Source organism: Snodgrassella sp. CFCC 13594, assembly GCF_001590725.1.
In the GTDB taxonomy this organism is placed as follows: domain Bacteria; phylum Pseudomonadota; class Gammaproteobacteria; order Burkholderiales; family Neisseriaceae; genus Snodgrassella.
The window spans coordinates 1-1150 of the sequence record NZ_LQXR01000060.1; the positions used below are offsets into that span (position 1 = coordinate 1).

1 protein-coding gene is annotated in these 1150 nt (G+C 41.3%); it reads left to right on the plus strand.

Annotation, left to right across the window (positions count from 1 at the left end):
- Nucleotides 1-337: 337 nt before the first annotated feature.
- On the plus strand, nt 338-1150 hold an 813-nt coding region (locus A2F46_RS11660), incomplete at its 3' end, for a type IV secretion system protein (protein WP_156471648.1).

A 1150-nucleotide genomic window follows, 5' to 3' on the forward strand; every position in this document is an offset into this window, starting at 1 on the left:
TAGCAGAGATGCAGCGCGTTCAAAATGAGCAGTGCATTCTTTCTAAGCGATCTAATTTAGGGATTTCTGGTTGCAACTAACAAGGTCTGATTTAAATGAAAAAATTACTTTTGGCGTTACCCCTTCTTTGCTTTACTTTTTTGGCTGCTTGTAGCGACAACAAACCATATCCTAGCTACGACGAAAAAGCAGAGCAGGCACGAGTGCATAAGGAGCGATGCATTTTGTCTAAGCGTTCTAACTTGAATTTGCCAGAATGTGCCAACGAAAAATAGCAATGTAATTTTTCAACCCACCCGGACGGTTAATCCCGTCCGTTTTTTTATAGGGTTTAAATATGTCTACATCTTCCGTATTTGGGAATTTAGCAGAAACCTTCACGGTTAAGCTTGGAACAGACTTGTTCAGCAATGCCAGTTCACTCATATCTAGCATTGCACCAATTTTTTCTGCTGGGTTTGGTCTCTATCTACTTTTGGTTGCAATTAACGCTTATAACAGGGGCCTAGACGAGAACATTCTAGACATTTCCAAACGGGCAATGGGCTGGCTGGTCATTATTGCTTTGGCGTTTAACGCTGGGCAATATGCAAAATTGGCTAATCTCATTTACAACATGCCAGAAGGTCTGTCTTCGGTATTTGGCAAAAGTTTTTCAGTGAATGCTTTTGATGCAAGTGCGGAAAAATTAAGTGCATTATTAGACAAGCTTGCAGCATTGGATAATAGATTTAATGTATTGCAAGTAGGCAGCCACCTCAACATGTTTGGCATATCACAGATTGTCGCTTTGTGTGGCTGGGCAATTTTAGGCGTTTCATTTGCCTTTTATGTGGTTGCTAAAATCAGTCTGGCTTTGGTTTTAATGGTTGGCCCGCTTTTTCTAGGATGCATGTTGTTCCCCGCAACTCGAAATTACGGCATGAACTGGATCGGGCAATGCGCCAACTACATTCTTAATGTGGTGATGTTTACTCTATTGTGTGCAATGCTCACCTCGTATTTTGATTCTAAAGTTTCTGAATTCGGTTCATCACCTTTAGATTCGATTGCAGCTGCATTGCTCCTGCCTGCGCCATTTTTGTTGATGACATTCTTGTTTTTGATTGTGGCATGGAATATTCCCTCTATTACCACTGCTTTAACCGGC